This window comes from Bradyrhizobium sp. CAR08 (assembly GCF_052871955.1).
This window is the reverse complement of the sequence record NZ_JBIXJX010000087.1, coordinates 1-832: the sequence shown is the minus strand read 5'-3', so window position 1 is coordinate 832 and position 832 is coordinate 1. Positions and strand designations below refer to the sequence as shown.

At 58.9% G+C, this 832-nt stretch carries 1 protein-coding gene; it reads left to right on the top strand.

Annotated features, from left to right (window positions below):
- Positions 1-296, top strand: a 296-nt coding sequence (locus ACIPUD_RS39815; RefSeq protein ID WP_446482998.1) for an ATP-binding protein, incomplete at its 5' end; no start/stop codon positions are given.
- Between the last annotated feature and the right edge of the window lie 536 nt (positions 297-832).

Below are 832 nucleotides of genomic sequence, written 5' to 3'. Positions count from 1 at the left end.
CCATAGAGGCAATGAGCGAGATCAACGAAGGCCAGCGCGAGTTACTGATCGCTACGCGGACTGATGGCTCGAATAATGTATTGGTCGCTTTTCGGGATACGGGTCCGGGACTCGATCCAAACAGCGCAGACCGCATGTTCGAGGCGTTCTACACCACCAAGTCAGAAGGCATGGGCATGGGGCTGGCGATTTGCCATTCTATTATTGAGGCGCACGGGGGCCGAATGTGGGCCGGCGCCAATGATCCTCTGCCCGTTGCGCCGGAGGGCGTCGATCAGGGGAAACAGGTCTCTTGAACGCCGTCTTAGGCCGAACTCGAGGTCGAAGGGTGGTCGGGAGCCCCGATCATCGCGACAGAAGTGAGCTGCGCGACCTTGCAAAGGTGAGACATTCGCGTTTCTTGCTGCCCGTTGGGGAGTGTGCGCGACCGCAGACCGTCGTGAACTGTCAGAGAATCTGCAATCTGACCGCAATGTCAGATTCGAGACGCTTGGAGGCCTCCTTGCAAATCTCTTGAGACTTGCAAGGCATAAAAGCTGGAGTTGGCCTAGCAGCTTGGGCGTCCGCGGTTGCCGCTCGCGGACGCCGCGCGTTCCCGTCCTGTGTAAAGCACCTGCCGGGAGCAGAAACCCGCCGCAAGCGCGTGGTTGTGCAGAAGGAGAGCAGTCGAGGAAGTGGAGGAAATCCACGTGACACCGGGTCATTTAGTCGTCCGTTAAGAAGCCGAATTGAGCGGGAGCGGACAGGCAAGCGTATGCGATAGCTGGATCAGGAAGAGGCACAAGAGTTCTCTGAGCCAGGCGAGGATACGGCGGAAGTTGTGGCCGACTGC